Source organism: Methylobacterium sp. XJLW (assembly GCF_003254375.1).
Taxonomy (GTDB): Bacteria; Pseudomonadota; Alphaproteobacteria; order Rhizobiales; family Beijerinckiaceae; genus Methylobacterium; species Methylobacterium fujisawaense.
In genome coordinates this window covers 4,690,523-4,714,792 of sequence record NZ_CP016429.1, presented here as the reverse complement: position 1 = coordinate 4,714,792, position 24,270 = coordinate 4,690,523, and the positions used below count along the sequence as shown (strand labels likewise).

At 70.6% G+C, this 24,270-nt stretch carries 31 protein-coding genes; 16 read left to right on the top strand and 15 right to left on the bottom strand.

All coding sequences use genetic code 11. From position 1 onward, the window contains the following. Window positions 1-22 precede the first annotated feature (22 nt). The 5 genes from fabD to A3862_RS31180 all read left to right on the top strand — a co-directional run bounded on the left by fabD (window position 23) and on the right by A3862_RS31180 (window position 4,993). Window positions 23-967 (top strand): ACP S-malonyltransferase, encoded by a 945-nt coding sequence (fabD, locus tag A3862_RS21845; protein WP_043355941.1) that lies wholly within the window; start codon window positions 23-25, stop codon window positions 965-967. A 17-nt stretch (window positions 968-984) separates the two neighbouring features. Beyond that, the gene (fabG, locus tag A3862_RS21840; protein ID WP_043355943.1) at window positions 985-1,722 is read left to right on the top strand and encodes a 3-oxoacyl-[acyl-carrier-protein] reductase; all 738 of its coding nucleotides are present in this window, start codon (window positions 985-987) and stop codon (window positions 1,720-1,722) included. Between the two features lie 332 nt (window positions 1,723-2,054). Further along, the gene (locus tag A3862_RS21835; protein WP_007559070.1) at window positions 2,055-2,294 is read left to right on the top strand and encodes an acyl carrier protein; all 240 of its coding nucleotides are present in this window, start codon (window positions 2,055-2,057) and stop codon (window positions 2,292-2,294) included. Window positions 2,295-2,477: 183 nt separating this feature from the next. After that, complete coding sequence (gene fabF / locus A3862_RS21830) at window positions 2,478-3,737, top strand: beta-ketoacyl-ACP synthase II (protein ID WP_111473994.1); 1,260 nt, start codon at window positions 2,478-2,480, stop codon at window positions 3,735-3,737. Window positions 3,738-3,916: 179 nt separating this feature from the next. Further along, window positions 3,917-4,993, top strand: coding sequence for a DUF7946 domain-containing protein (locus A3862_RS31180; RefSeq protein WP_124263009.1), 1,077 nt, complete (start codon window positions 3,917-3,919; stop codon window positions 4,991-4,993). 18 nt (window positions 4,994-5,011) lie between these two features. Here A3862_RS31180 and A3862_RS21825 read toward each other — a convergent pair whose 3' ends face one another. From A3862_RS21825 to A3862_RS21810, 4 genes are all read right to left on the bottom strand, one after another. Then, on the bottom strand, window positions 5,012-5,722 hold the full coding sequence (locus A3862_RS21825) for a YidB family protein (protein WP_111473993.1): 711 nt from the start codon (window positions 5,720-5,722) through the stop codon (window positions 5,012-5,014). Between the two features lie 74 nt (window positions 5,723-5,796). Then, on the bottom strand, window positions 5,797-5,997 hold the full coding sequence (locus A3862_RS21820; RefSeq protein WP_043355950.1) for a hypothetical protein: 201 nt from the start codon (window positions 5,995-5,997) through the stop codon (window positions 5,797-5,799). A gap of 84 nt (window positions 5,998-6,081) precedes the next feature. Beyond that, window positions 6,082-6,351, bottom strand: coding sequence for a hypothetical protein (locus A3862_RS21815; protein ID WP_043757120.1), 270 nt, complete (start codon window positions 6,349-6,351; stop codon window positions 6,082-6,084). 85 nt (window positions 6,352-6,436) lie between these two features. Continuing rightward, the gene (locus A3862_RS21810) at window positions 6,437-8,503 is read right to left on the bottom strand and encodes a hypothetical protein (protein ID WP_111473992.1); all 2,067 of its coding nucleotides are present in this window, start codon (window positions 8,501-8,503) and stop codon (window positions 6,437-6,439) included. Between the two features lie 212 nt (window positions 8,504-8,715). On the opposite strand from A3862_RS21810, the gene A3862_RS21805 reads away from it, so the two are divergent. The 3 genes from A3862_RS21805 to A3862_RS21795 all read left to right on the top strand — a co-directional run bounded on the left by A3862_RS21805 (window position 8,716) and on the right by A3862_RS21795 (window position 10,580). Next, window positions 8,716-9,750, top strand: a complete 1,035-nt coding sequence (locus A3862_RS21805) for a hypothetical protein (RefSeq protein ID WP_111473991.1) — start codon at window positions 8,716-8,718, stop codon at window positions 9,748-9,750. A gap of 79 nt (window positions 9,751-9,829) precedes the next feature. After that, on the top strand, window positions 9,830-10,078 hold the full coding sequence (locus A3862_RS21800) for a hypothetical protein (RefSeq protein ID WP_043353533.1): 249 nt from the start codon (window positions 9,830-9,832) through the stop codon (window positions 10,076-10,078). A 148-nt stretch (window positions 10,079-10,226) separates the two neighbouring features. Beyond that, entirely contained in the window at window positions 10,227-10,580 is a 354-nt protein-coding gene (locus A3862_RS21795) for a hypothetical protein (protein WP_043757128.1), read from the top strand. A 29-nt stretch (window positions 10,581-10,609) separates the two neighbouring features. Here A3862_RS21795 and A3862_RS21790 read toward each other — a convergent pair whose 3' ends face one another. Then, on the bottom strand, window positions 10,610-10,837 hold the full coding sequence (locus A3862_RS21790) for a hypothetical protein (protein WP_043382998.1): 228 nt from the start codon (window positions 10,835-10,837) through the stop codon (window positions 10,610-10,612). A gap of 385 nt (window positions 10,838-11,222) precedes the next feature. On the opposite strand from A3862_RS21790, the gene A3862_RS21785 reads away from it, so the two are divergent. Then, window positions 11,223-11,474 carry a hypothetical protein gene (locus A3862_RS21785; protein WP_043382995.1) on the top strand — a complete coding sequence of 84 codons (252 nt, stop codon included), beginning with the start codon at window positions 11,223-11,225 and terminating at the stop codon, window positions 11,472-11,474. Between the two features lie 51 nt (window positions 11,475-11,525). On the opposite strand, the gene A3862_RS21780 is transcribed toward A3862_RS21785, so the two are convergent. Further along, window positions 11,526-11,867 (bottom strand): hypothetical protein, encoded by a 342-nt coding sequence (locus A3862_RS21780; RefSeq protein WP_236961428.1) that lies wholly within the window; start codon window positions 11,865-11,867, stop codon window positions 11,526-11,528. A 380-nt stretch (window positions 11,868-12,247) separates the two neighbouring features. Between A3862_RS21780 and A3862_RS21775 the strand changes: the two genes are divergently transcribed. Further along, window positions 12,248-12,466, top strand: coding sequence for a hypothetical protein (locus A3862_RS21775; protein WP_210274712.1), 219 nt, complete (start codon window positions 12,248-12,250; stop codon window positions 12,464-12,466). Between the two features lie 112 nt (window positions 12,467-12,578). Here the strand turns inward: A3862_RS21775 and A3862_RS21770 are convergent, their stop codons facing one another. From A3862_RS21770 to A3862_RS21750, 5 genes are all read right to left on the bottom strand, one after another. After that, a complete protein-coding gene (locus A3862_RS21770; protein ID WP_043353543.1) occupies window positions 12,579-12,878 on the bottom strand; it encodes a PilZ domain-containing protein in 300 nt (99 codons plus the stop codon). Window positions 12,879-13,131: 253 nt separating this feature from the next. Beyond that, entirely contained in the window at window positions 13,132-13,314 is a 183-nt protein-coding gene (locus tag A3862_RS21765) for a hypothetical protein (RefSeq protein ID WP_043353544.1), read from the bottom strand. A 260-nt stretch (window positions 13,315-13,574) separates the two neighbouring features. Continuing rightward, window positions 13,575-13,949, bottom strand: a complete 375-nt coding sequence (locus tag A3862_RS21760) for a hypothetical protein (protein ID WP_111473990.1) — start codon at window positions 13,947-13,949, stop codon at window positions 13,575-13,577. Between the two features lie 126 nt (window positions 13,950-14,075). Continuing rightward, window positions 14,076-14,351, bottom strand: coding sequence for a hypothetical protein (locus tag A3862_RS21755; protein ID WP_043353563.1), 276 nt, complete (start codon window positions 14,349-14,351; stop codon window positions 14,076-14,078). A gap of 239 nt (window positions 14,352-14,590) precedes the next feature. Continuing rightward, entirely contained in the window at window positions 14,591-15,058 is a 468-nt protein-coding gene (locus A3862_RS21750; protein ID WP_043353547.1) for a MucR family transcriptional regulator, read from the bottom strand. Window positions 15,059-15,383: 325 nt separating this feature from the next. On the opposite strand from A3862_RS21750, the gene A3862_RS21745 reads away from it, so the two are divergent. The 5 genes from A3862_RS21745 (at window position 15,384) to A3862_RS21725 (ending at window position 16,944) form a co-directional block, all read left to right on the top strand. Further along, the gene (locus A3862_RS21745) at window positions 15,384-15,584 is read left to right on the top strand and encodes a hypothetical protein (protein ID WP_425285088.1); all 201 of its coding nucleotides are present in this window, start codon (window positions 15,384-15,386) and stop codon (window positions 15,582-15,584) included. 34 nt (window positions 15,585-15,618) lie between these two features. Beyond that, on the top strand, window positions 15,619-15,804 hold the full coding sequence (locus tag A3862_RS21740) for a hypothetical protein (RefSeq protein WP_043353550.1): 186 nt from the start codon (window positions 15,619-15,621) through the stop codon (window positions 15,802-15,804). A 50-nt stretch (window positions 15,805-15,854) separates the two neighbouring features. Next, the gene (locus tag A3862_RS21735; protein WP_043353551.1) at window positions 15,855-16,109 is read left to right on the top strand and encodes a hypothetical protein; all 255 of its coding nucleotides are present in this window, start codon (window positions 15,855-15,857) and stop codon (window positions 16,107-16,109) included. A gap of 117 nt (window positions 16,110-16,226) precedes the next feature. After that, window positions 16,227-16,460, top strand: a complete 234-nt coding sequence (locus A3862_RS21730) for a DUF6894 family protein (protein ID WP_043353552.1) — start codon at window positions 16,227-16,229, stop codon at window positions 16,458-16,460. A 58-nt stretch (window positions 16,461-16,518) separates the two neighbouring features. Beyond that, window positions 16,519-16,944 (top strand): hypothetical protein, encoded by a 426-nt coding sequence (locus tag A3862_RS21725; RefSeq protein ID WP_043353555.1) that lies wholly within the window; start codon window positions 16,519-16,521, stop codon window positions 16,942-16,944. A gap of 242 nt (window positions 16,945-17,186) precedes the next feature. Here the strand turns inward: A3862_RS21725 and A3862_RS21720 are convergent, their stop codons facing one another. Both A3862_RS21720 and thrS read right to left on the bottom strand, forming a co-directional pair. Beyond that, window positions 17,187-18,197, bottom strand: a complete 1,011-nt coding sequence (locus A3862_RS21720) for a sensor domain-containing diguanylate cyclase (protein ID WP_111473989.1) — start codon at window positions 18,195-18,197, stop codon at window positions 17,187-17,189. A 302-nt stretch (window positions 18,198-18,499) separates the two neighbouring features. Next, a complete protein-coding gene (gene thrS, locus A3862_RS21715; RefSeq protein WP_111473988.1) occupies window positions 18,500-20,527 on the bottom strand; it encodes a threonine--tRNA ligase in 2,028 nt (675 codons plus the stop codon). A gap of 418 nt (window positions 20,528-20,945) precedes the next feature. On the opposite strand from thrS, the gene A3862_RS21710 reads away from it, so the two are divergent. Then, a complete protein-coding gene (locus A3862_RS21710) occupies window positions 20,946-21,851 on the top strand; it encodes an NAD(P)-dependent oxidoreductase (protein WP_043757143.1) in 906 nt (301 codons plus the stop codon). A gap of 132 nt (window positions 21,852-21,983) precedes the next feature. On the opposite strand, the gene A3862_RS21705 is transcribed toward A3862_RS21710, so the two are convergent. Both A3862_RS21705 and A3862_RS21700 read right to left on the bottom strand, forming a co-directional pair. Then, on the bottom strand, window positions 21,984-22,220 hold the full coding sequence (locus tag A3862_RS21705; RefSeq protein ID WP_043382977.1) for a DUF6894 family protein: 237 nt from the start codon (window positions 22,218-22,220) through the stop codon (window positions 21,984-21,986). A 72-nt stretch (window positions 22,221-22,292) separates the two neighbouring features. After that, on the bottom strand, window positions 22,293-24,212 hold the full coding sequence (locus A3862_RS21700) for an ABCB family ABC transporter ATP-binding protein/permease (RefSeq protein ID WP_043757145.1): 1,920 nt from the start codon (window positions 24,210-24,212) through the stop codon (window positions 22,293-22,295). Window positions 24,213-24,270 lie beyond the last annotated feature (58 nt).

Below are 24,270 nucleotides of genomic sequence, written 5' to 3'. Positions count from 1 at the left end.
GTGCCGGCGATCAGGACGCAACATGCGCGCACTCATCTTTCCCGGCCAGGGCAGTCAGGCGGTCGGCATGGCGCGGGACCTCGCGGAGGCCTTCCCGCAGGCCCGGGCCGTCCTCGACGAGGTCGACGCCGCCCTGAACCAGAACCTGTCGCGGCTGATGTTCGAGGGGCCGGTCGAGGAGCTGACCCTCACCGCCAACGCCCAGCCGGCCCTGATGGCGGCGAGCCTCGCGGTGCTGCGCGTGCTGGAGGCCGAGCGCGGCCTCGACCTCGAACGCGACGTGGCCTGCGTGGCCGGCCATTCGCTGGGCGAGTACGCGGCCCTCGCGGCCGCCGGCAGCCTGACGATCGCGGATGCCGCCAAGCTGCTGCGCCTGCGCGGCGAGGCGATGCAGGAGGCGGTGGCGCCGGGCGCGGGCGCCATGGCGGCGCTGATCGGCACCGATCTCGACTCCGCCCGATCCGTCGCCGAGGCGGCGGCCGACGAGGCCGGCGGCGGCGCGGTCTGCGACGTCGCCAACGACAACGGCGGCGGCCAGGTGGTGCTCTCCGGCGACCGGCCGGCCGTGGAGCGCGCCATCGGCATCGCCACCGGCCGCGGGATCAAGCGCGCCGTGATGCTCAACGTCTCGGCGCCGTTCCACTGCCGCCTGATGGCCCCGGCCGCCGAGGCCATGGCCCGGGCGCTGGCCGCCGTCGCCCTGAAGGCCCCGCGCGTCACCCTCTACGCCAACGTCGCGGCCGCCCCGGTCTCCGATCCGGAGGCGATCCGCACGGCCCTGGTCGAGCAGGTCACCGGCACCGTGCGCTGGCGCGAGAGCGTCGCCGCCATGGCGGCGACGGGCGTCGACCGGTTCTACGAACTCGGCGCCGGCAAGGTGCTGACCGGCCTCGTCAAGCGCATCGCCCCCCAGGCGAGCGCCACGGCGGTCGGCACGCCCGCCGACGTCGCCGCCTTCGCGCTCTGATCCGACAGGAGCCCCGCATGTTCGATCTCACCGGCCGCAAGGCCCTCGTCACCGGCGCGACCGGCGGCCTCGGCCAGGCGATCGCCCGGGCGCTGCACGCCCAGGGCGCCACCGTGGCGCTCTCGGGTACGCGGCCCGCGGCCCTGGAGGCGCTCGCCGCCGAACTCGGCGAGCGCGCGAGCCCCGTCGCCGCCGACCTCTCCGACAAGGACTCGGTGGAGGGCCTCGTGCCGGCCGCCGAGGCCGCGATCGGCCCGCTGGACATCCTCGTGAACAATGCCGGCATCACCCGTGACAACCTGTTCATGCGGATGAAGGACGAGGAGTGGGAGCAGGTGATCGCCGTCAACCTCACCGCCGCCTTCCGCCTGTCGCGGGCCGCCGTGAAGGGCATGATGCGCCGCCGCTCCGGGCGGATCGTCAATATCGGCTCGGTGGTCGGCAGCACCGGCAATCCCGGCCAGGGCAACTACGCCGCCGCCAAGGCCGGCCTCGTGGGCATGACCAAGGCGCTCGCCGCCGAGGTCGCCTCGCGCGGGATCACGGTCAACTGCATCGCCCCGGGCTTCATCAGCTCGCCCATGACCGACGCCCTCAACGAGAAGCAGCGCGAGGGCATCCTCGCCCGCGTGCCCGCCGGGCGGCTCGGCGAAGGCTCGGAGGTGGCGGCGGCCTGTCTCTACCTCGCCTCCGCGGAGGCGGCCTACGTCACCGGGCACACGCTGCACGTGAATGGCGGTATGGCCATGTACTAGTGTGCGAAGACCGGTCTCGAACCGGCGACGATCGCGCGCGAATCACCCCCGCCGACACGCAAGTGCCACACCCATGAAGGGTTTCTGAACGGGCCCTCGCCAGGGCGGGAACCCTGTGCTACCACGCCCCGCAGCCGTACAGGGGGTTGACGGTTCAGCGGGTTTTCAGTCCAAGGCCCTCCGGCGGGGGCGTCCCGGCTCACGCGCCGGTTCACCTCAGAAGCACGCGCGATCGGACACCGGCCCGTCACAACAAGCCCGCAAGGGCGCGACGCGGCCACGGCACCACCCCGAGAAGACTGACAGACCAAAAGGACGAGGACGGAAGACCGATGAGCGATATCGCTGAGCGCGTGAAGAAGATCGTCGTCGAGCACCTGGGCGTGGAGCCCGAGAAGGTGGTCGAGAGCGCCAACTTCATCGACGACCTCGGTGCCGACAGCCTCGACACGGTCGAGCTGGTCATGGCCTTCGAGGAAGAGTTCAACGTCGAGATCCCGGACGACGCTGCCGAGACCATCCAGACGGTCGGCGACGCCGTGAAGTTCCTGGAGAAGAACTCCGCCGCCTAAAGGCGCCGGGGACCGGGTTTGACGCGGCGCGGGTGAGGCGAAACAGCCCCCGCGCCGTTATGCGTTTCAAGGCTCGGAGGCGTGACGGGTCCCGCCGGGACCGATTCTGCCGCCGAGGGCGTTAGGACGATGCGCGACCGCGGCTCTGCCGGCGGGGCTGCGCCTCAAGACGGGACAGGGCACATGCGGCGGGTGGTGGTCACGGGTCTGGGGATGGTCACGCCGCTGGGCTGCGGGGTGGAGCACACCTGGAGCCGGCTGATCGCGGGCGACAGCGGCGCCGGCCCGATCCGCGGCTTCGAATCCGCCGACCTGCCCTGCCGGATCGCCGCGCAGGTCCCCTTCGGCGACGGCACCGACGGCACCTTCAACCCCGACCTCGTGATGGAGGTGAAGGAGCAGCGGAAGGTCGATCCGTTCATCGTCTACGCGATGGCGGCGGCCGACGAGGCCCTGAAGGATGCCGGCTGGGCGCCGAAGAGCCACGAGGACCAGTGCGCCACCGGCGTGCTGATCGGCTCCGGCATCGGCGGCATCGGCGGCATCTACGACGCCTCCGTGACCCTGCACGAGAAGGGGCCCCGCCGGATCTCGCCGTTCTTCATCCCGGGCCGGATCATCAACCTCGCCTCCGGCCAGGTCTCGATCGCCCACGGCCTGAAGGGCCCGAACAACGCGGTCGTGACGGCCTGCTCCACGGGCGCCCACGCCATCGGCGACGCGAGCCGCCTGATCGCGCTCGGGGACGCCGACGTGATGGTGGCGGGCGGCGCCGAATCGCCCGTGAATCGCCTCTCGATCGCGGGCTTCTCCGCCTGCCGGGCGCTGACCACGGGCTTCAACGACACGCCGGAAAAAGCCTCCCGCCCCTACGACCGCGACCGCGACGGCTTCCTCATGGGCGAGGGCGCCGGCATCGTGGTGCTGGAGGAGTACGAGCACGCCAAGGCCCGCGGCGCGAAGATCTACGCCGAGGTGGTGGGCTACGGCCTCTCGGGCGACGCCTACCACATCACCTCCCCGTCCCCGGACGGCGACGGCGCCTTCCGCTGCATGAGCGCCGCGGTGAAGCGGGCCGGGATTTCGCCGTCCGAGATCGGCTACATCAACGCCCACGGCACCTCGACGCCCATGGGCGACGAGCTGGAGCTGAAGGCCGTGGAGCGGCTCCTGGGCGATGCCGCCGCGAACGCCACCATGTCGTCCACCAAGAGCTCGGTGGGCCACCTGCTGGGCGCCGCCGGCTCGGTCGAGGCGATCTTTTCGATCCTCGTTCTGCGCGACAATGTCATCCCGCCGACGCTCAACCTCGACAACCCCTCGGTCGAGACCAAGATCGATCTGGTGCCGTTCGAGGCGAAGCGGAAGAAGGTGGATGTGGTGCTGTCGAATTCGTTTGGGTTTGGTGGGACGAATGCGAGCTTGGTGATGCGGCGGGTTTGATTCCGTCTGACCTAGCAGCTTAACATTTGCACTTTGAATTTTGCTTCAAAGGTGGTCCTGTTGTGGATGCTGCCTGTTTCGGGCTTTTGAGAAACGCCAACACACGCTAGATTAAAACCTTGAGTTGGGAGCCGCCACCCGGTTGTGCTGCTCCCGCACTAAGGCGCGGCAGCGATTTGATGGCGGAGAGTGTACCTTTTACCTCGGGGGACGCGGAAGTCGTATCACTGATCTACGATGGAAGTCTCGCTAGTAGTGGTCTCTTACAGTTTTACGACTACAGCAGAGCTACTTACGCATTTGCTCGCCTTATAGCGACAATAGAGCATTTTAGAAGAAGCGGTAAGGTTGCACAGAGAATAAATAGCAAAAATTACGTCAATATCATAATCAAGGCGCCTGAGAAGGGCTCTTTTCCATTAGATATTCTGATCCCTATCATCGAAGAGCTGATAAAAGAAGCTCCAAAATTCGCCCACGTTCCGGTGGGGATATTTCTCAAATACATCATGCATTCAGTGACTAGGCTGTTACCGAAGGAGGAGAAGAAGCTTCTTGATCTTGCAAATATTGAATTAGAGCGAGAAAAGCAGCGGACTTTACAGACCTCGGAGGAAACAAAACGATTTCAAGAATTAGGTAAGATGATCGAGTCTGGAAATGTTAATACTCGATTGGCAATGGAAATGCTCCGGCACGCGCAGGCAGTTTCCGACGCTAGAGCCTCAGATCTGATCGGTAATTCAGTAGAATTTCAAGAGATATTAAAAAAACTGGAGGAATACGAGGAGCGAGAAAAGGAATTTGCTCCTTATAAATCGCAACTAGAAAGTATTGGTCCTAATAAATTGGCGAGGCTCACGCGGAAAGTGAGGCCGCAAATAAATGAGATCGGACTTCCTTTGCGCGGCTCTGCCGAGATAGTACAATTTTCTATTGGAGAGAGGCGAGAAAAATTTGCAACATATAACAAGGAGTCAATAAAAGACATAAATAGTCGATTGCTTGATGCTTCAGCCACTGATGCGGAATTAAGATTATTTGCATACGATAGAGACAGTGGTATCGGCAAGTGCGATGTTATCAGTGAAGGTATATATCGCGTTTCATGTGCAACTCCCATCGAGCTTCGTGGCGAATTACGACCAAAGATACTTAAAGCAATCGATAGAGATGCAGTGAAAGCAAGGGTTCGTTATTTTAGGAACAAGGACGGCGGCGTGACATCATTACAGATTGAAGACATCGATCTGTAATTCTTGTGCATGTCGAGATCACCACCCCTGCCGCTCCGCCTCCCCCGGCACCCGCCCCTGCGGCGTGAGCGCGTGCACCACCTCCGGCAGCGCCTGGGCGAGCTGCAACAGCAGCGTCTCGCGGTCCATCCCGGTCTGGCTCTGGAGGGTGTCCACCGTGTCGGGGCCGAGCGCCCGGGCGAGCTGGTCCGGGGCCACCGGGCGGTTGGCGCCGTGGCCGATCCAGGACTCGATCACGTCGCCGAGGCCGCCCTGGCGGAAGCGGTCCACCAGCCCGTCGAGGCCGCCGAGATCCCCCTGCCCCGCCGGGGCGGCGCGGCTCGGGGCCGGGGCGTCGCCGGGGCCGTCGAGCATGCCGGACAGATCCGAGAAATCGCCGGGCGGGAGGGACGGATCCGTCGGCCCCTCTGGGCCCCCGTCGCGGCGGCCGCCATACTGGTCCCAGCCGCCGATATCGCCCCCGTCGTCGGGGCGGCGTCCGCCGGCATCGGCGGGGTGCTGGCCCGGATCGCGGCCGTAGGGGCCGGCGCCGCCGGAGCGGTCGGCCTCGGGGCCCGGCTCGCCCCGTCCCCCGCGCCCGAAGATGTCGCCGAAGCCGCCGCTGGCGCCCTTGGCCAGCAGCAGCATCAACAGCGCCTTCACCAGGGGCGACATGCCCCCGGCGCCCTGCTTCTGCCCGCCGAACACCTGGCCCAGCACGCCGCCGATCGCCGATTCGAGCAGTCCCATGCGCGTCTCCCCCACGGTTCGGGCCGGACGGGCCCCGGCGGACAACCCTCGGGGGCGGGCGCGGGTTGCCTCGCTCAGCGGGCCGGAGGGGTGAGCGCGGCCTGCGTGGTGTGGGTGGCGGTGGTGGCGTCGGCGGGCTCGATCAGCGGCACCGTCGCGGCCGAGAGGATCAGTCCGGCCAGGAACAGGCCGGTGGCGGCGGCGCCGGCGCGGGGGCGCGGCAGGCGGACGGCGCGGCGTTTCGCGGGATGGGGACTTTCGACGGTCCAGGGCATCGCGGCCTCTCCGGGTTCGGGGCGGGCCCTCGGGGCCCTGTTGCCGGATGAACGCCGCCGGGGGGCGGACCGGTTCCCGAACCCTTAATCCCGGACGACGAGGCGGCGCCCCAGCGCCCCGAGGGCGCAGGCCGCGCAGTAGACCGGCAGGATCAGGCCCGCGCCGTCGAGCCACAGACCGGGCAGGCCCGGCACGAACCCGGCGAGCGCCGCCGCGGCCACGAGCCCCGCCACCACGCAAAGTCCCAGCGAGGCGGCGAGCCGGTCCGGCCAGCCGACCAGCGCCCCGACCACGAGGCCGAGCGCGGCCGCCCCGGCGAGCCCGGGCCAGAATCCGGCGAGCAGCAGCGTCACGGCCGTCCGGCCTCCCTGCGGGCGCGATCGCTGCGCGCGGATGGGCGCGGCCCGGCGGCCGGGCGCGGGGCGGAGCGGATGTCCCTCACGGCAGCAGCGCGAAGACGACGGGGCCGGCCGGCCCGTCCGGCCCGGCCGTGACCTGCTCCGGTCGGGCGCCGGCCTGGAGGAGATACTCCACGACCGCCTGGGCGCGCAGGCGCGGCAGGTCGGGCGGCGGCTCCTCGGGGGCCTCGGCGGGCTTCTTCGCCGAAGCCTTGCCGTGCGCGGCCGGCTCCTTCCTGGCGTCCTTCTTGGCCGCTTCCGCCTTGCCGGCCTCGGTCTTGGCGTGATCCGGCTTGCCCCGCGTCTTGGGCGTGTCTCCCTTGGGCGTGTCCCCCTTGGGCGTCTCCGCCTTGGGCGTATCCCCCTTGGGGGGCTCCGGCTTGGAGGATTCCGGCTTGGGGGGCTCCGGCTTGGCGGCGCTGGCGATCTGGGTCGGTGCGGCGGCGGGCGCGCCCTCCCCCGTGGCCGCCGGGCCGGCGGCCGGCGTCGGGGTCGGCTTGGCCGGGTCGGCGGGCCCCGAGACGGCGATGCGCAGCGACGGGCAGGTCTTGGCCAGGGCCGCGAGGGCGTCGAGGGTCGGGTAGAAGGCCGGCGTCAGGACCGCGCCCCCGGCGGGGAAACGCAGGTCGGTGCCGGCCAGGGCGGCGGTGAAGTCGGCGCGGCAGGTGGCGGGGTCGCGCCGCTCGGCGGCGTCCCGGGCCGTGACGGTGGCCTGTCCGGTCCAGCCGGGGGGCAGCGCCTCGGCCAGCCGGTCCGGGGTGCGGGCGGCGCCCTCCCGATAGAGGCTTTCGCCGGTCAGGGTCAGGGCGCGGTCCGAGACCGTGACGGTCCCGTCCGCGAGGTTCGCCACCAGCGGGGCGGCGGCGGCCAGCGCGTCCCCGAGATCCGGCGGGGCGCCGTCGGCGAGGCGGGTGCGGTCGATGACCGGTTCCCGGAACAGGCGCGGGCGCAGGGCGGCGAGCACCCGCTCCCGGGTCGCGGTGTCCGGCAGATGCCCGGTGAGGAGCACGGAATCGGCGGTCCGGCGGATCGCCACCCGGTAGGGCGAGAGCGGCCGCGCCGTGAGCGCCACCGGCCCGGCTGCCACGCCGGCGGGCCGGCCGTCGCGCATCAGCGCCTCGGCGTCCGGGAGCGCCTGCCCGTCGATGGCGTCGCCGGTCACCGAGACCGCCCCGTCCTGGAAGACCACGCGCCCGGACTGGATCAGCTCGGCGAGCTTGAACGCGAAGGCGATGAGGCCCTTCGGGTCGATGGCGGGGTCGAGGCCCCGGGCCGCCAGGAGCCGGTCCTCCACGGCGCCGCCCGCCGCCGCCTCGGTGGCCGCGCGCAGGGCGGCCTCGCGGTCTGCGGCCGAGGGGGTGAAGCCGTCGAGGACGACGCCCCGGCCGGATTTCTCCACGGCGAACCGGTACGCGGCCACCTTGGGCGGCAGGATCTCGATCCGCCCGATGCTGAAGCCCTCCGGCGGGTCCGAGAGCGCCGCCCGCAGGGCCTCGTAGGCCGGCACGTCCAGGGCCTCGCCCGAGAGGCTGAGCACGGTGTCGCTGAGGGCGGCCCGCCCGCCCTTGGCGAGGCCGGAGAGCCGGGCCGCCAGGAACGCGGCCGCGCTGGCGAAGTCCGGCGGCGCCCCCCGGGCGGCCCGGGCGGTGTCGTCGAGGCCTGTGCCGGGATGGAGGGCGCCGGTGATCCGCGCCTCCAGGGCCCGCCGGCCGATCTCCACCGGGCGGCTGCCCTCCAGGGCGATCCGGTTCGGGCCGGTGCGGATCGCCGCCCACTGGAAGGGCGCGGCGGTCTCCACGATGCCGACCTCGGAGACGATGCGGCGGGGGCCGTCCAGGGCCGCGAGGCGGGACAGCACGGTGGCCCGTTCGGCGACGTCCGGCGCCTCGCCGGCGGCCACGAGGTCGCGGCCGCTGGCCTCCAGGCGCAGCCAGGGCTCGCCGGTGGCGGTGGCCGTGCCGGATGTCACCGCCGCCCCCTCGGCCTCGAGTCCCTCGGCGATCCGCGGGGCGGCGTAGAGGGTCGCACTCGCCCAGATCAGCGCGAGGGCCGGCAGGCCGGCGAGCCAGCCGGCGCTGCGCAAGCCTGAGGCGAGGGTTTCGGGCAACGGTACGATCGCAGGTCGGGGCGCAGGTCCGGGCGGATCCGCCGCCGAGACCACACCGCCTTTCCGGCAGCATGAAGGCCGACGGTGCTCTTTCCGCGCCTGCGGCGGGCGTTCCGCGTCGGTGCGCCGCCGGAACCGGCCGGACGCCCCTCTGTTTCTCGGCAACAAATCTGTCCGGCTTTGTCTTCGTCCGCCGGCCTGCGGAGCGTGCCATGCGGTCCATCCTCGCCGCCCTGCTGCTGCCGATCGCCATCCCGGCTTCGGCGCAGAGCCTGTCGGCCACCGCGACGGTGCCGAGTTCGGCCTCGCCGGAGCCGATCACGCCCATCGCCAATCCCGGTCAGCTCAGCCTCGGCGGCGGCACCACCACCGGCCCGTTCCCGACCGTCTCGGCGCAGACCGGCGGCTTGGTGAATGCCGGCCAGCTCAGCTTCGGCAGCGCGGGCGGCGGCGGCCGCATCGGCGCCTCGGGCGGGCGGGCGGCTGGGCAATCGGCCGGGACTGCCATCGGCACATCGGCCGCGGGATCGACCGGTGCGGGCCAGCTCGGAACCTTGGGCTCGGCCGCGACCGGCGGCGCAGGCGTCTCCGGCTCCAGCCTCCGGACCGGGGGGACGATCGGCGCCAGCGGCCTGCGCAGCGGATTCGGCACCGCGTCGCGTTCGGGGCTGGGCGCGTCACCGGGGAGCACCCTGTCGCTGACCAGCGGCACGATCGGTCTGGGTGGCGGGTCTGGCCTCTCCCTGGGCCTGGGATCCGGCGGCACGACCCGCACGGGGCAGACGACCGCCCTGACGGGCGCGGGCTCCCTCAACGGTCTCGGCAACGGCACCGCCACGGGGGTCGGCTCTGTCGGGACATCGGGAACGTTGTTCCCTGCGGCTGCGTCGGCCGGTCTCGCAGGCGGGACCGCCGACGCGGCCGCGATCGGAGCGTCCGGCACCACCCTGTCCAGCGTCGGGCTGTTCGGCGTGTTCAGGCTCGGGACCGGCGCGGCCGTGAGCCCGGGCGCGGGCGCCTCGATTTCCGGAGCGGCCGGCGCGGGGGGCGTCGGAACGGGCGGGGCCGGGATCGTCGGGGCGAGCGGGCTCCGCGCGGACGATCCCGCACAAGCGGCCCGCACGCTCCCGTCCGGCGGAGGGGCGTTCGGCGGGGCCGGCATCGGCGGTGCGGCGGCCGCGCCGGTCCGGACCGGCGACCTCTGCGGCGATCCCCTGGCCGAAGCCTGCCTCGGCGGCGGCTTCTGAGCGCCTCCCGGGCCCGGAACCGGGCCGAACCGATGCCGTTCATCCTGTTCCGGCACCTGGGCCGGGACAGGAGGCAGAAATGAGCGTCATTCTGGGCCGCGTCTCTTTCGCGGCCGTTCTCGTTCTCGGCGTCTCGGGCGCAGCCCTGGCGCGCGATGCCGGCCCCAAGGCGCAGGGCGCCCATGGCGCGACAGGCCTGCACGGGATCGGTTTCAACGAGCCGAAATTCCGGTCGCACCTGCAGACCGGCAAGAATCAGCCCTATACGTGGCCGGTCAGCGACCGCTATCGCCCGGTCTCGCAGCCCTATTACGGTCGCGCTTACTGAGCCGCCCGGAGACCGCTCCGTCGAATGGATGAGTGGCGCCGCGTCGGCCCCCGCGTCACACAGGGGCCGGACCGGGGCCCGTCATCGGGATTGGCGGGCACAGGCGCGGCTTTCCGTGCCGTGCCGGCTTCCAAGCCTGGAGAGTGTGATGCATCCGCTGACCCGGCTCGTCCTCGCAGGCCCCATCGTCGCTCCCCTCGTCGCCGCCTCCCTGCCGGGTCGTGCGGGCGAGTTCGCGCCGACGGCTCCGGTTCCCGGCATGGCCCTGACGCAGCCCGATCCGGGGATGGCCAACGGCGCTCCCGCTCCCGTCCTCCCGGCCCAGCCCGCACCGGTCGCGGCGGCGCCGGCACCGGCGCCGGTCCAGGCCGACCCGACCGGGGGGCGCCGACGTCCCACGGGGCTGGGGAGCGGATTTTCATCCCTCGAAGGGCGGCTTCCGAACCAGCGCACCGGTCTGCGACACCCGCACGTGGTGCGCGACATCTGCATCGGCTGCTGATCGTGACTGCAAGACCCGCGTCGCCCCGGCTATTGCAGGGATCGCGAGCGGGAATGCGCCTGGATCCAGCGCGGTGAGAGGATGTCACCGGCCTCGGTGATGATCCACGGCTGGGCGTCGTCGGACGCGATCGCCTCGAGCGCAACCGCGAGGGCTTCGCGCAGCGTCGCGAACGGGCGCCCCTCCGCGGAACGACCGGTCGCGCGTGCGGGCCAGATGGTGAGTTCGGCCCTTTTGTCGAGATCGGAGGGCGTCATCGGCGCATCCGTGATGCTTGGCATGGTGTGTGGGTCTACCGGGCCTGTGTGACGGGCATCTGGCGCCGGAGGCCGCCGATCCGGGTGCGCCCGTGCGGCTGCGACGAACCATCCGGCGCCCGGATCAGAAATTAAATGATGCGCGCGTCCAAGTTATATTTGAGAACCGGCCAATGGAAGTTTAGTTCATTTGCATCGAATGCATGGGCATTTAATTGTCGGCCTGCTCAGGCCCTCCAGAAAGCCCGGGAACATTGCAAAACCGTGCCGTCGTAGCGATATGGTGCAATGCGAAAAACGCATGCCGCATCGCACAAATCCGTGGTCTCATGCGCTGGTCGATCGCAATCCGCGGTCGACGCTGCGATCGAAACGGAGACGCACCATGCGCACGATCCTCATCCTCGCGTCGGCCGCGCTCACCTCGGCCGCCTTCATCGGCCCGGCCGCCGCCGACGATCACCTGCACCTGACCCCGCCGCTCTATCGGGAGCAGGCCCGGCCTGCCCAGCAGATCCGTGCGATCCACGACCTGACCACCACGCCTCAGCCCGTGGCGGCGCCGGCGACCGTCAGCCGGACGGTCTCGGCCCTTGGCCGACCGATGGTCCAGGCCTCCGTCGAGGCGAGTCGCTGAGCCCGCCGCCGGAGACGGAGCGCCCCGGGCGCCTCTGTCTCCGGCCCTGACTCAGACGATGTGCAACGCCTGAGCGGCTGCCGCCGGCGATACGCCGCGACGGATCAAGCGCCGCGTCCGCGCCCGTTGATCGCGTTCGGCACTGAGGGCGGCTCCGGCCGCCCGATATCCCTCGAGCCACAGTTCCGCCCAGGCATACTGCATCGCCATCACGAGCAATGCGGCATTCTCGGCCTGCCGCAGGCTCAGCCGCAGGCCCTCATCCGCCAGGCGGCCCACCTCCCCGTACATCATTGCCAACTCCGCGTCCGAAGACGGCCGGCAGCGCCGCGACGGGCCGCCCGCCCACGCGCCCAGAGACCGGGCGCGGATGGCTCTGTACACATCCTGCACGGCGTCATCGCGGCATCGAGCGCCTGCCCGCGGGTGCGGGCGGGATCGGCCGAATCGTGAAGCGCGTCGATGAGCTCCCGATGGCCCTGCGGGCCTGTGCGAGGCCGGTCCCGGCGAAGGCGCGTGTCCGGGTCGGACCCGCCTGGCGACGCATCCTCGCCCAGGCGGGTCGGCCGCACGAGCACGGAGGTCCAGGGATCGACCGTACCGTGCAACGACCGGTCGGATCTCGGTTTCGCGTCTCACGGGCGAATCCCGCGCGCCGGCGGGCCGATGATGGCCCATCGCTCCGTGTTGAGGGCCCGCCCTGCGCGGAACGACGCGACGGGCCCCCGTGTCTCTCACGATGGCGGGAGGCGCGATGCGGGACGCGCCTCTATATGGGAGGTGAGAGCAGGGAGAGAGACGTGTTCACCGTCAAGGGGATTGATCCGTCCGGGCGCGTCATGACGTTCGCCTGCGGGACTGACGAGCAAGCCATGGAGAAGACCTGGGAACTGGCCCGGCGCGGCTTCCGCGAGATCACGGTCGCCGACCCGAAGGGCAAGGAACTGTCCGCGGCCGCCTTCGAGCGCTCTCTGAACATCGATTGGGACTGACGCGAGCCGGCTCCACGGTGCCCCGGCGCGCCGACCGGCGCGATGATCCGATGCGAAGGGCCACTTCGGGCCGCGCGGCCTCGCTGCGGGGCGGACCGGCCTTCGGCCGCCTTCAGGCCCGCTCCAGCTCGTGAAGCATCGTCCAGCCGCCCGACCGAGCCGTCTCGGGTACGTCCGCGGTCGCCCCGATCTCGTCCGCCTTGCGCCAGATGGCCTGGCAGACGAGGATCTCGTTGCTCGCGTCGATACTGAGGATGAAGCGATCCGGCACGATCTCGGTGTCCGGAAGCGCGATCCGCACGCCGCCGGCCGACCGATCGTAGACGATGCAGGGCAGGCTTCGATGCTCGTCCACCGAGATGCTGCCGGTCTCGTTCAGGATCGTGCGCGGAGCGCTGCGTCGTTCGAACATCACCGCCTCGACAAACCTCTGTCCGACAGGATCGGACACCCGGGTTCAGACAGGGTTTGCGAAATGCATCGAATTGTCGGGATGCCCGCCGAACTGTGAATTCAGCGGGCTTCGGGCGCGGTGCGATCGGGCGACCGCGTGGCCTGTGCCGCGCCGGCCGCCCAGCAGAAAGGGGGCGATGAAGCCGTGACCGGCGTGTCGGCCTCGTATGCGTCGCACCGGTCGCGGCTTGCGTATCGATCCGGTGCCGGTCCTAGCCGGTGACGACCTCGACGAGGGTGGTGAGAAAGCCCAGGGCGACCGCGCCGATGCCGCTCATGAAGGCGACATCCCACCCGGCGAATTCCTTCGACTGGGGCGCGCGCATGAAGGCGAACAGCGTGACGGCAGCCCCGCATAGGACGAGGGCGAGGGCCAGATAGAGCGGTCGGGACATGGCGTTTCCTTCTCCGCCGGTCTCGCGGCCCTTCGGGCTCTTGTACGGACGAGTGCGACCGGCTTGATCTGTTCAGTTTCATCCGTCGTCAAAACATGACAGACGAAGAACGGGCGAACAAGATCATAATCTGTTCTGCATTGCGGAACATAAAGTCGGTCTGCCGCCCTCATCTATTCTGGGCGCGGGCCTCGTGGAAGATCTGTCGCGAGGGCTGTCGATGTCGTGGGGGCTGAGCGCAGGGCCGGCCCCCAGCGGGCTCAGTCGATGAAGACGCGGACGCCGTCTGTATTCAGGATCTCGCGTTGATCGGCGCACCATTGCTCCGCACCCACCGCGGCGATCTCCTCCGCGACGCGCCGGCCTTCCGCGGCGATGACGGTCTGCGCCTGCCGGTGGCCGAGGGAAACGTCGAGTGCCCGGCGGACCGTGCGGGACAAGCCTTCGGAGACCGTATCATCGACGGTGTAGAACTTGCGGCAGTAGAGAACGATGCCGGCTTGCGCGCCGACGATCCGCACGAGACCCGCGATCGTCTCGGTGCGCGTGGCGTCCTTCGGGTCTTCGGCCGCCGCAGCCGCGGCGGGCAGGACGGCCGCGGCCAGTAACGCGGGGAGCAGAAGAGCACGAGTCATCCGGAGGCCTTCCTTCGGTCCGGGACCGGACCACGCCTCTGGAACGCCGCAGCGGGCGGACAGTGCCCGCGCATCCGCGCGGCCCTGTGGGCTCGTTTCGCGGGCGCACCCGCGAGAGCCCGTCGCTCACTTCCGGGCGGCCATCATGTCATGGGTCAGGACGGTCAGCTTGCCGATCAGGTTGCTGATGTCGGAGCCCTTGCAGGACCATTGCGTGCCGATCGCCTCGCCGTCCGCCGAGACGGAGACCACCGCCACCGAGCGCAAACGGCCCTCGCGGGCCAGCGCCAGCTGATCCTGCAACACGGCGATGATCGACGCGGTGTCCTCGTCCGCGACCGCGGGCGCGATATGCGCCGGGAACGGCACGACCGAACTCGTCATCGTCTGCTCTCGCTTCATCTCGCCGAACCCCTCGGTAACATCCCTGGGCTCCGGCGTGCGCATCAGCTTTGTGCAGAGTGTGGCAGCTTGTCCGTGTCCTGCGATGTCTTGGAGGCGTGTGGCGGTGATGCAACGGTTTCGGTGCGTTCCGGCGGCCAAAGGCTGCGGGCCGTTCCGGCCGCAGCGGCGCGATGCGCGTGGCTCCGCGGAGCGTTGCGGGGGCGCCCCGCATGGGGCACCCCCGGAGATGTCCGCCTTCAGGCTGCCTTGCGGCCCTTGCGCTCACGCTCGGCCATGGCGCCGGGCTGGCCCAGGCCGATCGCCTTGGCGAGGGCGGAGCGCTGCTCGGCGTAGCTGGGGGCGACCATCGGGTAGTCGGCCGGAAGGCCGTAGCGGTCCCGGTAGCTGCGCGGATCGAGGCCGTGGCTGGTCAGGTGACGCTTCAGCGTCTTGTAGGTCTTGCCGTCGATGAAGCTGACGATCCCGTCCTGCCGGACCGACTTGCGGATCTGGGCCGCGCTCGGCTTCTCGATATCGGCCTGGGGCGCCGCCCCGGTCTCCGGCGTCAGGGTCCCGGCGACGAGCCCGCTGATCGCGCCGTGCACCCGCGCGATCAGGGCCGGCAGCTCCGAGGCCGGAACCGGATTGTTCGACACGTAGGCGGCGACGATGTCGCCCGCCAGCTCGATGAAATTCGAGTTGGGCCCTGTGGTTTCCTCTGTCACTGCAAGATTCCTGATGTGCCCCTCACGAGGGATCTGCTACTTTTGAGCGCTGAATGCAAGTTACAAAAGCGTTTGGCGCGGGGCATCCTGCGGATGACTGGCGTGCGCGCGGCGGACAGCTGGAAGGTAGATCTGGCAATCGGCGATGGAGAACTTTCTTGCGCGGCCCGGCGAAGCCTATCGACTGCGGTAGTGTTTCCACTCTGCGGAACGACCAGAAGGCGAGTCTCGCGGCTTCGGAGCTTGCGCGTCTCTGTCGGCCGGGGGCTGCATCGTCTTCTGCGGTGACGCGGCGGCCGGGGCGTGGCATGGCGCGGCCATGCTGATGCTCGTGCTTCTCATCGCCCTGCTGGCCGTCGTGGTCGTGATGATCGTCCTCCGGCGGTGGACCGGGCGCCTCGCTTCGCTCGCGACGCTGCTGGCCGGAGCGATCGCGGTTCTGTGGCTCGCCGAGGTCGGACTGCTTCCGGGCACCCAGGGGCCGCTGACGGCGCAACGCCCCCTCGTTCCGGGGCTCGACCGGTAACGGTCCGGTAAGCGTGCCGGCGCGAGCATGGGCCATGCCCACGCTCTCCGCCCCGCGCCTGCTCACGTTCCTGGTGTCGGCCGTGTTGATCGGCCTTGCCGTCGCCAGCCTGTACACGCGCATCCCCATGGTCGGTAAAACGGTCGTGGCGCACCGGCAATGGTTCTTCATCGGTGCCTACGTCCTGCTCGCCCTTGGGGTGACCACACGCAGCCTGTAGGCGAGCGAGCCGTCGGCCTCGCGATCGCCGGCTGCGCCGAGGAGACCGGAATGACCCTGAGGACCACCTTCCTCGTGCAGCCGTTCGAGCTGCATCGGAAACGCCTGCGGCCCGCCCGTCAGGAGCCCGCCCAGAGCGAGTTCGGCGCCCTCAAGAAGGCGGAGGCGCTGGCCGCCCGCATGCCGGGCGCGGCGGCCCTCAAGATCGTCGCGGACGACGAGACCGGAGAACTGGAAGGCGTCACGATCCTCGGCCAGTTCGGGGAGGTTCCGGAAGATTTTGCCGAGACTCTTCTGGGGAACTGATCCCGGCCGCGTCTCGGGATGCGACACGGAGGACCGCGCAGTGCGGCCCGCGGGAAACTACGTAGAAACACCGGCGGTCGATACCTGCGCGCTTCCGCGCTCGCTGAGCCCGCATCCGTGCCCCGCTATTTCATCGATCTCCACGACGGCGCCAACCTGATTCGCGATCGGGACGGCTTCGATCTGCCCGATCTTGCCGCGGCGCGGGCGAAGGCGGTTCGATTGCTGACCCGGGTCGCGCAGGGGCTGACCGATCCGGTGCAGCGGCAGGACTACGTCATCGCCGTGCGCGACGAGCAGGGCGCGGTCCGCCTGCGGCTGCGCCTCTCTTACGATGTTGAAACCGGCTGACGGCGCGCCCTCCGGCGCGGTGTCGGAGGCCGGCACGGGTCCAAGACAGGGGCATCACATGCGACGTTCGACAGGTCCGGCCCGTGCCCTCGCGGCAGCGCTCATGCTTCTCGGCTCGGCCGGATGGGCGACGGCGCAGACCGCACCGCCCCCGCCGGCGGGCACGGCTTCGGCCACGGCCGACAACGCCGTGATGCTGACGGTCTTCCTGCGCCACGACCAATCGCGCCCGCTGGCGGACCTGAACGCGCAGCTCGCCCGGCAGGGATTCTACAAGGCCTTCCCGCCTCCGGGCATCGAGGTCGTCTCCTGGACCGTCGTCATGGGGATCGGGCAGATCATCGTGCTGCGGCTGCCCGCATCCCGCCTGCGCGAGGTCAACCGCGTCCTCGAGGACACGGCCTGGGGCGCGTATCGCACCGAGTTCTACCCGACCTACGATTACAAGGCCGTGGGCCTCGGGGAGCACGAGAAGGCGCGCTGAGCGCCTCCCCGCCCGCAGGTCCGGCGGCGCCGCTCAGACGAAATGCGCCGGCAGGGACAGGGCCTGCGCGTACAGGGTCAGCGCGATGGCGCCACCCGCCAGGGTGAGGGCCAGGGTGATGCGGTTGGTCCAGCTCATCGTCGATCTCCCTCCGGCTCGCGACTGTCTTCGCGGTATGGGGAAGAGATAAGCCCAAGCTTTCGCGGCGGGCGTGCTCCGCGGCACGTCGGGGTGCGGCCGCCTCAGGCCGGGGCTCCGCGTCCGGTATCCGTCGGCCCGAGAATCAGCGCTTCGTCCCACAGGCACGGATGGCCGAGCCGCTTGGCCGTGTACATCGCCGCGTCGGCCCGCTCCGCCAGGGCCTGCGCCCGCGTGGCGTGCAGGGGTGCGCAGGCCACGCCGATCGCGGCGCCCACGCGGATCGGGGATCCCGCACCGAGATCGTAGGGGGCGGCGAGGCGCGCGTGGAGGTGCAGGGCGAAGCCGAGCGCCGGCGCCGGCGCCGCGTCGCCCAGGAGGATGGTGAACTCGTCGCCCCCGAGCCGCGCGGCGATGTCTGCCGCCCCCAACCCCTCCCGGAGGCGCTCGGCCAGCTGCCGCAGGAGCGCGTCGCCCATGGCGTGACCGTGACGGTCGTTGACCGGCTTGAAGCCGTCGAGGTCGATGGACAGCAAGGCGCAGGGCACGCCGTCGCGGCGCGCCAGGGCCCGGTCGAGCCGGGCCGCGAACAGGTAGCGGTTCGGCAATCCGGTCAGCGGGTCGTGGTGGGCCATGTAGCGCAGGAGCGACTCCGTCCGGCGGCGCTCGGTCACGTCCTCCCACAGGGCGGTCCAGCCGCCGCCGGCCTGCGGGTGCAGCGTGCGCGCGATCTGGCGCCCGTCCGGAAGCGTCTGCACCACCGCATCGGTCGTGCCCCGGGCGCGGAGCCGCCGGCACGCCGCCCAGAGCCCGTTCGGATCCCGGTCGGACGGGAGGGGCCCGGCCGCGCTCGCGGCATCGACCTCCCGGGCATGCAGGCCGGGCCGGATCCGGTTCGCGGCCGACCCGAAGAGGCGCCGGAACCCGTCGCTCATGAACAGCAGCCGGTCGGCGGCATCGAACACGCACAGGCCGTGCGGCAGGGAATCCAGGGCCCGGACCAGACCGGGTCCGAGGGTGCGTCCGCGGCCGAGGCCGTCCTGGCGCCGGCCACGGACAGCCCGAGGATAGCGCCGCGCCAGCTTCATCGCCGCCCTGCCCACCCGCGCCGTCATGGCCATTCCCCCGAAGCAACCCGACCACGTCGCGCGGTCGCCGGATCGAGCCGGCTCGGAAATTAATCCCTTGTCCTCATAGAATGGGATTCCTTTCGCCAACCTTGACGAAATCAATTCGCGTTCAACGATCCTTGGCGCGGTCGCACCATCCGGAAGTTGAGACGGTCGCGTGGATGCGCCTCAAGACTGTCCAGGGCCCCGGACGAGGTCCCGGCGCGCGGATGCCGGCCGTCGGCCAAGCCGGTTTCCGCGTCCGCCCGGCGGCGCAGGCCGGGCGGGTCGATCCGGCCGCCGCGCGATCACGGCGCGTCGTGCACGCCGTGATGGCCGTCGAGGACGGTGTCGCTGGTCGGGACCGTCTCGGCCACCGCCTGGGCGCGGCGGATATCCGGGGCGGTCGCCTCCGCCACGAAGGCCGCCACGGCGTCGGTCAGAGGCAGGGTGCGGGTCTGCTGGCTGCCGAGCCGCCGGATCGAGACCGTCCGCTCCTCCGCCTCGCGCTTCCCGAGGGCGAGGAGGACCGGCACCTTGGCCAGCGAGTGCTCGCGGACCTTGTAGTTGATCTTCTCGTTGCGGAGATCCGCCTCGACCCGCAGGCCGGCCCGCTCCAGGGTTCGGATGACGTCCCGGGCGTAGGCGTCGGCCTCGCCGGTGATCGTCGCCACCACCACCTGCACGGGCGCCAGCCAGAGCGGGAAATGCCCGGCGAAATGCTCGATCAGGATGCCGGTGAAGCGCTCCATCGAGCCGCAGATCGCCCGGTGGACCATGACGGGCGGCTTCCTCGCGCCGTCGGCGTCGATGTAGAAGGCGCCGAACCGCTCGGGCAGGTTGAAGTCCACCTGCGTGGTCCCGCACTGCCAGTCGCGGCCGATGGCGTCGCGCAGCACGTACTCGAATTTGGGCCCGTAGAACGCGCCCTCCCCCGGGTTCACCGCGGTCTTGATCCGGCCGGCCGACTGCTCCTCGATCTGGGCCAGAACCCGGGTCATCACCTCCTCGGCATGGTCCCAGAGGGCGTCGGAGCCGACGCGCTTCTCGGGCCGGGTCGAGAGCTTCACGACGATCTGGTCGAAGCCGAAATCCGCGTAGGTCGAGAGGATCAGGTCGTTGATCTTCAGGCACTCGTCGGCGAGCTGGTCCTCGGTGCAGAAGACGTGGGCGTCGTCCTGCGTGAAGCCGCGCACGCGCATCAGCCCGTGCATGGCGCCCGACGGCTCGTAGCGGTGCACGATCCCGAACTCGGCCATGCGCAGGGGCAGGTCGCGGTAGGATTTCAGGCCGTGCTTGAAGATCTGCACGTGGCCCGGGCAGTTCATCGGCTTGAGGGCGAACCAGCGCTTGTCCTCGGCCTCCTCGCCGGCCGACTGCGCGGCGAACATGTTCTCCCGGTACCAGCCCCAGTGGCCGGAGGTCTCCCACAGGGCCTTGTCGAGGATCTGCGGGGCGTTCACCTCGGCGTAGTCGCCGCGCAGGCGCCGGCGCATGTAGGCGATCAGCTCCTGGAAGATCGTCCAGCCCTTGGCGTGCCAGAAGACGACGCCCGGCCCCTCCTCCTGGAAGTGGAACAGGTCCATCTCGCGGCCGAGGCGGCGGTGGTCCCGGCGCTCGGCCTCCTCCAGCCGGTGCAGGTAATCGTCGAGGTCGGCCTGGCTCGCCCAGGCGGTGCCGTAGATGCGGGTCAGCATCGGGTTGTTCGAATCACCGCGCCAGTAGGCGCCCGCGACCTTCATCAGCTTGAAGGCGGTGCCGACCTTGGCGGTCGAGGTCATGTGCGGGCCGCGGCAGAGGTCGAACCACTCGCCCTGCCGGTAGATCTTCAGATCCTCGCCCGGCGGGATCGCGTCGACCAGCTCGACCTTGAAGCCCTCGCCCTTGCCGGCGAACAGGGCGCGCACGTCCTCGCGCGTCCAGACTTCCTTGGTGAAGGGAGTATCGCGCGCGATGATCTCGCGCATCTTCGCCTCGATCTTCGGGAAGTCCTCGGGCGTGAACGGGGTCTCGCGATGGAAGTCGTAGTAGAAGCCGTTCTCGATCACCGGGCCGATCGTGACCTGCGTCTCCGGCCAGAGCGCCTGCACCGCCTCGGCGAGCACGTGGGCGCAATCGTGTCGGATCAGCTCCAGGCTGCGCGGGTCGGTGCGGTCGAGGAACTCGATGCGGGCGTCGCCCGCGATCGGGTCGTCGAGGTCGGCGACCGTGCCGTCGAGCGCCATGGCGACGGTGCGCTTGGCCAGCGACTTGGCGATGCCCTCGACCACGGCGCGGCCGGTGGTGCCGGCGGCAATCTCCCGGGTGTTGCCATCGGGGAAGGTGAGGATCGGCATGGTTCGAGCGTCTCCGGGCTCAGTCCTGCATACGCGGCAGGTAAGCAATTTCGGGGGAGCGGCCGTGTAGACCGATTTCTCGGGCGAGGGAACAACGGCGCGGCGCAACTCCACGCATCCCTGGCCCCCGTCCGCCGTTCCGGTGCGCCTGATCGTCCCCGCGCGGCCGCGCTGGAGGGCGGGACGCGAGCACAGGGAATTCGGGTCCCCTCTCCCGCACGGGAGAGGGGACCGGCGCAGGTGTCCCGACCGGAGCAGCCTCCGGAGCCGGGTCCCGCTGCGCGGCCCTGAAATGACGCGCGTCCCACGAATGCCGGAGACGGGGCTGGAAGACGGCCCCGTCCGGCGACATGCTGGCGCGGCGCCTCCCCCCGTACGGACGGGCGGGCGGCCGGACACCCGGAACAGGGACACCCGCATGGCCGCGCGCCTCGCCCTTCTCGGCCTCGGCGCGATGGGGCATCCCATCGCCCGCAACCTCGCGGCCAAGCGGGACTCCGACGCCGAGACGCTCGTCGCGATCGATTGCGATCCGCGGCGCCTCGCCGGTCTCGACACGCCGGGGCTCGTCGCCACGACCGATCCCGGTCAGGCCGCCGGCGCCGACGTGCTGTTCCTGTGTCTGCCGGACGGCGACGCGGTCGAGGCGGCGCTCTTCGGCACCGGCGCCTTGGCGGAGCGCCTCGCCCCCGGGGCAGTCGTGGTCGACCTCAGCACCATCGCCCACGCCAAGGCCCTGGCGATCGGCCGCGCCGTGGCGGCGACCGGGCGCGCCTTCGTCGATGCGCCGGTCTCCGGGGCGCCGGCCGGTGCCGAGGCCGGGACGCTCACCGTGATGTGCGGCGGCGAGGCCGGGGCGGTGGCGCGGGTGCGCCCGCTGCTGGCGCGGATCGGCACGACCATCCTCGCTATGGGGCCGGCCGGGGCCGGCCAGCTCACCAAGACGATCAACAACGTGCTCTACGACATCAACATCGCGGCGCTCGCCGAGGTGCTGCCGATGGCCGTCGCCCTGGGGCTCGACCCGGATCAGGTCGCCCAGGTGGTCACCACGGGCACGAGCCGGAGCTACGCGGCGCAGTTTTTCGTGCCGCGCATCCTCCAGGGCCGCTTCGACGAGGGTTATCCGATGGGGGCGGCCTACAAGGACCTCGTCGCCGCGGCGGCGATCGCCGCGGAGAACGGCTTCCCGATGCCGGTCACCGCGGCCGCCACCGTCACCTACCAGACCGCCCTGCGCCAGGGACACGGCGACCGGGACAAGGGCGCCATGGTCCTGCCGTTCGAGGCGCTGCTCGGGGTCCGGGTGCGGTCGCGGTCCTAGGGGATTGCCCCGGCGGAGCGGCCGCGAAGGAGGGCTTCAGGGATCGCGCGCCCGGCCGGAGGCCTCCTTCGCGGCCTTCGCCGCGCTCCGGCACCGCGGGACGCGGGCGCGGATGCGAGGCATCCCGCGGGATCAGGGCAGCTCCAGCACGTCCTTGAGGGGGACCACCGCCAGCACCGCACCCGACGCGTCGGCGATCTCGAAGGACTGGCCGGCCAGCACCGCGCCGTCGACGCGCTGGATCTCCAAGAGCGCGCGGGCGGAGCGCTCGGCCTCGGCGCGGGCGGCGTCGAGGTCGGCCAGGTCGGCGCCGTCGAGATCCTCGATCAGCCACTGGCCGTCACGGATGTGGAGATAGAAGTGCGGCATGTCCGGCAAACGGCCGCTGCCGCCTCCGGTTGCACCCGGGCCGCTCGGCACGGTCCGCTTGTGTCCGTCCGGTCACTCCGCGGCTTCGGTCTCCGGCAGGGCCGCCTGCCCGGGCCGGGGCGCCACCGGTGCGTCGGCGCGCTGCAGAACCTCCAGGGCCGCATCGGCCTCCCGCTGGCGGTCCCAGAGCGCCGCGTAGACGCCCCCGGCCTCCAGCAGCTCCGCATGGGTGCCGCGCTCGACGATGCGGCCGTGGTCGAGGACCAGGATCGCGTCGGCGTTGACCACCGTGGACAGCCGGTGGGCGATCACCAGGGTGGTGCGGCCGCGGCTGACCCGGTCCAGCGCCGACTGAATCTCCGCCTCCGTGAAGGAATCGAGCGCCGAGGTCGCCTCGTCGAGCACAAGGATCGGCGGCGCCTTGAGGATGGTCCGGGCGATGGCGACCCGCTGCTTCTCGCCGCCCGAGAGCTTCAGGCCGCGCTCGCCCACCGGCGTGTCGTAGCCCTCCGGCAGGCTCGAGACGAAGCGGTCGATCTGCGCGAGCCGGGCCGCCTCGCGCAGCTCCGCGTCGGTGGCGTCGGCCCGGCCGTAGCGGATGTTGTAGCCGATCGTGTCGTTGAACAGCACCGTGTCCTGCGGGACCATGCCGATGGCTGCCCTCAGGGATTCCTGCGTCACCGCCGCGATGTCCTGCCCGTCGATGCTGATCCGCCCGCCCTGCGGCTCGTAGAACCGGAACAGCAGGCGCGAGAGCGTCGACTTGCCCGCCCCCGAGGGCCCGACCACCGCCACCGTCTGGCCCGCCGGTATCGCGAAGGAGACGCCGCGCAGGATCGGCCGCTCCGGATGGTAGGCGAAACGGACATCCTCGAACCGCAGCGTGCCGCCCGCCACCGCGAGCGGCGCGGCGCCCGGCCGGTCGGCGATCTCGGGGTTCTGCCCGAGGATGCGGAACATGTCGTCGATGTCGATGAGCGCCTGTTTGATCTCGCGGTAGATCATGCCCATGAAGTTGAGGGGCATCGAGAGCTGCACCAGCATGGTGTTGGCGAGCACGAAGCCGCCGATCGTGGTGCGCCCGGCCAGGATGTCCCGGGCGGCGAGCCACATCACCACGGTCATGCCCAGGGTGAAGATCACCGCCTGCCCGGCATTGAGCACCGCCAGGGACACGTAAGTCTGCGTCGAGGCCTTCTCGTACCGCGCCATCGACTCGTCGTAGCGGGCGGCCTCGCGGCGCTCGGCGCCGAAATACTTGACGGTCTCGTAATTGAGCAGCGAATCGACCGCCTTGGTGTTGGCGTCCGTGTCCGAGGCGTTCATCCGGCGGCGGATGGCGATCCGCCACTCGGTCGCCTTGTAGGTGAAGGCGAGATAGGCCGCGACCGTCACGAAGGCGGTCGCCGCGTAGGTCCAGCTGAACTCGTAGGCCAGCACGCCGAGCACCAGCACGAACTCGACGATGGTCGGCACGAGCGTCAGCACCATCAGGCGCGACAATTCCTCGATGCCGGCGCGGCCGCGCTCCAGCACCCGGGTGAGGCCGCCGGTCTTGCGCTCCAGGTGGAAGCGCAGGGACAGCCGGTGCATGTGCTCGAAGGTCTGGAGCGCGAGGCGCCGCACCGCATGCATCGCCACCTTGGCGAACAGACCGTCGCGCACCTGGGTCAGCGCCGACATGGCGATCCGCGAGACGCCGTAGAGGGCGATCAAGAGCATCGGCGCGGCGAGCAGCCCCGTGGGCACCGGTGCGTCCTTGCCCCCCACGGCGGCGACCAGCGCGTCGGTGACCCACTTGAAGGTGAACGGCGTCACCATCGTCACCAGCTTGGCGGCGAGCAGCAGGCCGAAGGCCAGGAAGACGCGGCGCTGCAGGTCGGGCCGGCCATGGGGCCAGAGATGCGGCCAGAGCCGGCGGTAGGTGGCGATCAGGCCGGGGCGCTCGGCCGGGAGAGGCGGCCCGGCCTGAGGCGCGGTCTTGTCGGTCATGCGGGTTCTGTCGGGAGGGAATGCTGAGTCCCGCATATAGGCGCGGGGCGGCGCGGGA